The organism is Microbacterium sp. BE35, assembly GCF_031457705.1.
Taxonomy (GTDB): domain Bacteria; phylum Actinomycetota; class Actinomycetes; order Actinomycetales; family Microbacteriaceae; genus Microbacterium; species Microbacterium trichothecenolyticum.
The window spans coordinates 493,212-499,706 of sequence record NZ_JAVDXD010000003.1; the positions used below are offsets into that span (position 1 = coordinate 493,212).

Below are 6,495 nucleotides of genomic sequence, written 5' to 3' on the forward strand. Positions count from 1 at the left end.
CGGGCCGGCGACGACGCGGTGTCAGCCGCGCGCGAGCGCCGCGGCGCCGATGATCCCCGCGTTGTTGCGGTGCACCGCGGGCACGATCGGCGTCGTGAGGTCGAGCAGGTGGAGGAACTTGTCGGCGTGCTTCGACACGCCGCCGCCCACGACGAACAGGTCCGGGCTGAAGAGGAACTCGATGTGGCTGTAGTACCACTGCAGCCGCTTCGCCCACTGCTCCCACGAGAGGTGGTGGCGCTCCATGGCTGAGTATGCGGCGTAGGCCTCGGCATCCTTCCCGTGCCGGGCACGCTGCACGTGACCGAGCTCGGAGTTCGGCACCAGCACGCCGTCGTACAGCAGCGCCGAACCGATGCCCGTGCCGAGCGTCGTGAGGATCGTGAGCCCGGGCTGATCCTTCGCGGCGCCGTAGCGCACCTCGGCGACCCCGGCGACATCCGCGTCGTTCGCGAAGTGGATGTCGCGGCCCAGGCCGTCCTCGAAGAACTTCTCGGCCTCGAAATCGATCCACTGCTCGGACACGTTGGCGGCCGACAGCGTGCGCCCGTTCTTGACGATCGCGGGGAACGCCACTCCGAGCGCAACCGACTGGTCGTCGGCGACGCCCAGGGTCGACAGCACCTCCCGCACCGCAGCGAGGACGTCCGGCGGGTGCGCCCCAGCCGGCGTCGCGACCTTCACGCGGTCGCTGACGAGTTCGCCCTTGTCGAGATCGACGATCCCCGCCTTGATTCCGGTACCGCCGATGTCCACGCCGACGGCGCGTGCCGCGTCAGATGCCATGTCGACAGCCTATCGACGCCGACGCAGTCGCCGACGAGGCGGGCGTCAGTAGGATCGTGCTCACGGCGACCAGCCCGCGGAGCGAGGAGTGTGCATGATGACGAGCGGCAGCGACAAGTACTGGTACAACCTCAAGACAGGTGAGGTCGAGAAGGGCTTCGAATCGCCCGCACCCGACCGCGCCGGCCCCTTCGACACTCCAGAGGAGGCCGCCAGCGCCCCCGAGGTCATCAAGGAGCGCTCACGCGCCTGGGCGGCGGAGGAGGCGCGCGAGGACTCCTGGAGCTCCGACACGGTGTCCGGCGAGGGCGGCGAGGACCAGTAGTCTGGCTTTCACCGCGGTCGTAGAGACACCTCGGGCGATCCGGCACCGGAGAGGACGCGATGGACAAGCAGCGTGACTTCGTTCTGAGGACCATCGAAGAACGAGGCGTGAAGTTCGTACGGCTGTGGTTCACAGACGTGATCGGCACGCTGAAGTCCGTCGCCATCGCCCCCGCGGAGGTCGAGGGCGCGTTCAGCGAGGGCCTCGGATTCGACGGCTCGGCGATCGAGGGCCTGACACGCTCCTACGAGTCGGACCTCCTGGCCCACCCCGACCCGACCACGTTCCAGACCCTGCCCTGGCGCGGCGAGATCGACCCGACCGCGCGCATGTTCTGCGACATCACCACGCCCGACGGGCAGCCGGCCGTCGCCGATCCGCGCCACGTCCTCAAGCGGACGCTCGCGAAGGCCGCCGACGCGGGGTTCACGTTCTACACGCACCCCGAGATCGAGTTCTACCTGCTGAAGTCATCGTCGTTCGGCACCGAGGGTCCCGAGCCGGTCGATTCCGCCGGCTACTTCGACAACGTCCCGGGCGGCACCGCCCACGACTTCCGCCGCCGTTCGGTCCGCATGCTCGAAGACCTCGGCATCTCGGTGGAGTTCAGCCACCACGAGGGCGGCCCCGGTCAGAACGAGATCGACCTCCGCTATGCGGACGCCCTCACCACGGCCGACAACATCATGACGTTCCGCACCGTCATCAAAGAGGTCGCCATCGAACAGGGCGTCTACGCGACCTTCATGCCGAAGCCGATGACGGGCAAGCCCGGCAGCGGCATGCACACGCACATGTCGCTGTTCGAGGGCGACGTCAACGCGTTCTACGAAGAGGGCGCGCAGTACCAGCTGTCGAAGGTCGGCCGTCAGTTCATCGCCGGCCTGCTGCGCCACGCGAACGAGATCTCGGCCGTGACGAACCAGTTCGTCAACTCGTACAAGCGCCTATGGGGCGGCGACGAGGCGCCGAGCTTCATCTGCTGGGGCCACAACAACCGTTCGGCGCTCGTGCGCGTACCGCTGTACAAGCCCAGCAAGGGCCAGTCGTCGCGCGTCGAGTACCGCGCCCTCGACTCGGCCGCGAACCCGTACCTGTCGTTCGCGCTCATGCTGGCAGCCGGTTTGAAGGGCATCGAGAACGAGTACGAGCTCCCGCCCGAGGCGGAGGACAACGTCTGGTCGCTGACGGATGCTGAGCGCCGGGCTCTCGGTTACGCCCCGCTGCCCGCGAGCCTCGACCACGCGCTGGAGTACATGGAGGAATCCGAGCTGGTCGCCGAGACGCTCGGCGAGCAGGTCTTCAACTACGTGCTGCTCAACAAGCGCCGCGAGTGGCAGGAGTACCGCTCGCAGGTGACCCCGTTCGAGCTCAAGAGCAACCTCGAGATGCTCTGAGACCGGCTCACGCATGTCTGCGAGCGACCGGCCGGCTTCTCTGACCCCGCTCGCGCGCCTGGGCTTCAGCCGTCTCGCCGAGGCGGAGGCGCTGCTCGCCGAACTCTCCGAGCTCATCGGCGCACCGCGGGACGCGCTGCTCGAGGGAGCCGTCGACGCCGCGGATCCCGACGAGGCGCTGCAGGCCCTGGTGCGGCTCGCGCGTCGGGACGCCGCGCCCGTCCACCGGGCTCGCGAACGGCCCGCGGCATGGCGCGCGCTGTGGGCGCTGCTGGGCGCATCGACCGGCTTCGGAGAGTTCTTCTTCCGACACCCCGCCGAGATCGACCAGCTCGCCGATGCGGGGGAGCGGCTGCCCACCCCCGACGAGCTGCGCGCGGAGCTGCTCGAGTCGATCGGTGCGGTGGACGGGTTCGCCGCAGACGGCGACGAGAGCGCCTGGGTGGCACTGCGGGTGCGATACCGCCGCATGCTCGCCCGGATCGCCGCGTACGATCTCCTGAGCCCGGCACCGGTCGACCAGGTGGCAGCGGTGTCGGCACGACTCGCGGATGCCGCAGGCGCGGCGCTCGAGGCATCCCTCGCGGTCGCCCGCACCCGTGTATCAGGAGGCGCCGTCGGCGCCGGGCTGTTCCCGCGCGACCAGGTGGCGCGCACGAAGCTCGCGATCATCGGCATGGGCAAGACCGGCGCGCGCGAGCTCAACTACGTCAGCGATGTGGACGTCATCTTCGTGGGAGGCGGCGGCGACGATGCGATCGAAGAGTTCGGTGAGAGTCGCATCGTCGACATCGCCACGCGGCTCGCGGTCCAGACGATGCGCGGGATCTCCGGCGTCGAGATCGAGCCCGGGCTGTGGGAGGTCGACGCCAACCTGCGTCCCGAGGGCAAGCAGGGCGCCCTGGTGCGAACGCTCGACTCCCACCTGGCGTACTACGACCGCTGGGCGAAGAGCTGGGAGTTCCAGGCGCTGCTGAAGGCGCGACCCATCGCGGGCGACGAGGACCTCGCGCAGGCCTACATCGAAGCGGTGCAGCCGAAGGTGTGGACGAGCGCCGCCCGCGAGAACTTCGTCGACAGCGTGCAGCGCATGCGCGAGCGCGTCACCGAGCACATCCCGCCCGCAGACGTGCCGTATCAACTCAAGCTCGGCCCGGGCGGCATCCGCGACATCGAGTTCACCGTCCAGCTCCTGCAGCTGGTGCACGGTCTCTCGGACGACCGCATCCGGCAGCGGGGCACGCTCGCGGCGCTGGATGCGCTGGTCGCCGAGGGGTACATCGGCCGGGCAGAGGCATCCGCCTTCTCGCGCGACTATCGCGTCCTTCGCCTCCTCGAGCACCGCGTGCAGCTGCGCCAGCTGCGTCGCACGCATCTCATGCCGTCGCGTCCGGAGGACCTGCGCGTCCTCGCACGCGCGACCGGCCTCGCCGAGACCGGCGAGGGGATCTGGGGGCTGTGGGAGTCGGTCAAGCGCGAGGTGCGCGACATCCACGTCCGGCTCTTCTACCGGCCGCTGCTGTCGGCGGTCGCCGCCCTTCCGGCCGATGAGCGCGTGCTGTCGACGGCGCAGGCGCACGACCGTCTCGCGGCCATCGGCTTCGCCGACCCTGCGGGCGCGCTGCGGCACATCGCCGCCCTCACAGCCGGCCTGAGCCGCAAGGCGACGATCCAGCGCCACCTCATGCCCGTCATGATCCGCTGGTTCGCCGACGGCGTCGATCCCGACTACGGCCTCCTGGCGTTCCGCCGGCTGAGCGAGCGGCTCGGCGACACGCACTGGTTCCTGCGCATGCTGCGGGACTCCTCAGGGGCTGCCGAGAGCCTCTCCCGCGTGCTGTCGGGTTCCCGCTACGTGGGCGAGCTCATCGAGTGGATCCCCGAATCCGCCGCGTGGCTCGACGATCCCGATCTTCTGCGTCCGCGCTCCGGCGTCGCGCTGCAGCAGGAGGCGCGGGCTATCCAGACCCGCCACAGGACGGTCATCGACGCGATGCGTGCGGTGAGGGCGCTCCGGCGCCGCGAGCAGCTGCGCATCGCGATGGGCGCGATCCTCGGAAGCGTCACGATCGAGGAAGTCGCGGACGCCCTCACGACGATCACCGACGTCACCATCCAGGCGACGTTGCGGGCGGTGCGCCGCGAGGTCGTTCCGGCGGAGGACGAGGCGCTCGATTTCTCCGTCATCGCGATGGGACGCTTCGGCGGTGCGGAGCTCGGCTTCGGCTCGGATGCCGACGTGATGTACGTCTACCGTCCGAACGGCGTGGACCCGCAGCGCGCGCACGAGCTCGCCCTGAAGCTCGTCGCCGCCCTTCGCACGCACTCCGAGGACCAACGGGTGCCGCTCGAGCTGGACGCCGATCTTCGCCCGGAGGGCCGCAACGGCCCGCTGGCGCGCTCTCTCGACGCGTACGAGGAGTATTACCGGCGGTGGGCGCTCTCGTGGGAGGCTCAGGCGCTGCTGCGGGCGCGAGGGGTGGCCGGCAGCGTCAAGCTCATCGGCGACTTCATGAAGCTCGCCGACCAGGTGCGCTACCCCGAGCGTGTCGACCTCGCGGCCACCCGCGAGATCAAGCGCATCAAGGCGCGGGTCGAGAGCGAGCGCCTGCCGCAGGGCGTCGACCCCTCGCGGCACCTCAAGCTCGGCCCGGGCTCGCTCAGCGACGTCGAGTGGCTCGTGCAGCTCCTGCAGCTGCAGCACGCCCACGCGGTGCCCGAGATGCGCACGACGTCGACCCTCGGTGCGCTCCGCGCCGCCGAGAGCGCCGGGCTCATCCCCGCCAGCGCCGCAGACCGCCTGGCGGCGGCCTGGCGCCTCGCGAGCCGCCTCCGCTCGGCGAACACGCTTCTTTCGGGTCAGACGAGCGACGTGCTCCCCGTGGACCGCAAGAAGCTCGACGGGATCGGACGACTGCTCGAGTACCCGCCCAGATCCGCCACAGAGGTCGAGGAGGACTACCTGGGCACGACCCGCCGGGCACGTCGCGTCTTCGAGAAGCTCTTCTACGGCTGATCCCGATGCTGCTCCCCGCGGCGGCTCACACGCCGGGGCAGTGCGGGATGCCGTCGATGCGGTCGCCGTCCAACGGGTTCCCGGTGACGGCCGCCACCACGCGGACCGCGCGATCCCAGTGGCGGGCGTAGTGATCCGGGTCGGCGTTGACCTGGGTGCGGTGCGCGACGAGTGTCGGCTCCACCGCCGCCCGGTCGGGCACGCGCTCGGCCATGGCCCGATAGAACACGGTCGCGGCCGTGTACGGGTCCAGGCGCGCTTCGCGCGTGCCCCAGGAGTCCTGCTGCTGGAACAGGCCGATCGAAGTGGTGCGGGAGCCGTCGGGGTTGGTCACCCCGCTCGTCTCCCAGTCGCCGTAGTCGATGTTGCGCAACGACGACTCGCCCATCGCGGTCATGACGGCGATGGTCTGGTCCCGTGCGTCGAATCCGAGGTCCCTGCCTGCGGCCAGGATCGTGCAGGCGTTCGTGAGCTGCTCGAACCGGTACCCGGCGACCGCGGGCTCGACGATCGTCGGCGGCGCGGGCGCGCGGTCGTCAGGGACGAGTGCGAGGTCGTCCGCCCACGACGTCCGGAAGCTCCCCGCGAGGATCGCCGCCCCCACCAGGAAGGCGGCGAACAGGATCACCGGTACAGCGATCGCCAGGGCGACGCCCGCGCGCCGGCCGCGCCGGCGGGCGTGTCGCTGCGGCCTGCGCCTGCGCGCCGACGCCTTCGTCCGGCGCGCGCGACGTCGTCGTGTCGTCGCGGTGGTGCGGGCGGGCATCGTCGTCACCTTCTGTCGGTCCGAGCGCGGAGCGCTCGTTCAGCCTAGGCCGCACCCAGGGTGCCGGCGTCCTTCTCCCAGCGAACACAGAAGCGGGGGGGGGGGGGCCCGGGGCGCCCGGGGGGGGGGGGGGGGGGAAGCCCGCGGAAAACACAAGAAAAAAAAGCGGGGGGCGGCCGGGGGGGGGGGGGGGGTCGGTTGAGAA

General features: G+C 70.5%; 5 protein-coding genes. 3 read left to right on the forward strand and 2 right to left on the reverse strand.

Annotated features, from left to right (window positions below):
- Positions 1–21: 21 nt before the first annotated feature.
- Positions 22–786, reverse strand: coding sequence for a polyphosphate--glucose phosphotransferase (gene ppgK, locus J2Y46_RS13775; protein WP_045302631.1), 765 nt, complete (start codon positions 784–786; stop codon positions 22–24).
- A 94-nt stretch (positions 787–880) separates the two neighbouring features.
- On the opposite strand from ppgK, the gene J2Y46_RS13780 reads away from it, so the two are divergent.
- From J2Y46_RS13780 to J2Y46_RS13790, 3 genes are read left to right on the forward strand one after another with little or no spacing between them, the layout of a single operon-like run.
- On the forward strand, positions 881–1,111 hold the full coding sequence (locus J2Y46_RS13780) for an SPOR domain-containing protein (protein ID WP_245619669.1): 231 nt from the start codon (positions 881–883) through the stop codon (positions 1,109–1,111).
- A 59-nt stretch (positions 1,112–1,170) separates the two neighbouring features.
- The gene (gene glnA, locus J2Y46_RS13785; RefSeq protein ID WP_045302628.1) at positions 1,171–2,508 is read left to right on the forward strand and encodes a type I glutamate--ammonia ligase; all 1,338 of its coding nucleotides are present in this window, start codon (positions 1,171–1,173) and stop codon (positions 2,506–2,508) included.
- Positions 2,509–2,521: 13 nt separating this feature from the next.
- Positions 2,522–5,524 (forward strand): bifunctional [glutamine synthetase] adenylyltransferase/[glutamine synthetase]-adenylyl-L-tyrosine phosphorylase, encoded by a 3,003-nt coding sequence (locus tag J2Y46_RS13790; RefSeq protein ID WP_310243033.1) that lies wholly within the window; start codon positions 2,522–2,524, stop codon positions 5,522–5,524.
- 25 nt (positions 5,525–5,549) lie between these two features.
- Here J2Y46_RS13790 and J2Y46_RS13795 read toward each other — a convergent pair whose 3' ends face one another.
- Positions 5,550–6,290 (reverse strand): peptidase M23, encoded by a 741-nt coding sequence (locus J2Y46_RS13795; RefSeq protein ID WP_310243035.1) that lies wholly within the window; start codon positions 6,288–6,290, stop codon positions 5,550–5,552.
- Positions 6,291–6,495: the final 205 nt, after the last annotated feature.